The following is a 247-nucleotide window of genomic DNA, read 5'->3' on the forward strand; positions in this document are numbered from 1 at the left end:
TCCAAACGTTCAATAGATCGAGCAACAGCAAAAAAATGAACAAGGATAAAATAAATAGTTCCGGCGTTTCCATTACCCGAAAGGGATTCAGCACGATATGCAACGATTGATGCAAGGTCATCCCCATCAACTGATCCATGCTTACCATCGTTCCTATGGCGAGCAGGGCAAACATCAGCCAAACAACAATTAGTTTCATGGTGTTCCACCTGCTGTTTTTCTTTAGTTTTTGCTATTGATTCAAAAC

1 protein-coding gene is annotated in these 247 nt (G+C 40.9%); it reads right to left on the bottom strand.

What is annotated here, in order from left to right; all coding sequences use genetic code 11:
• Nucleotides 1-199 (bottom strand): YczF family membrane protein (locus LD028_RS09295; RefSeq protein WP_237811648.1); only part of this gene is annotated, 199 nt, incomplete at its 3' end.
• Between the last annotated feature and the right edge of the window lie 48 nt (nucleotides 200-247).

It is taken from the genome of Anoxybacillus sp. LAT27, from assembly GCF_022030075.1.
In the GTDB taxonomy this organism is placed as follows: domain Bacteria; phylum Bacillota; class Bacilli; order Bacillales; family Anoxybacillaceae; genus Anoxybacillus; species Anoxybacillus kestanbolensis.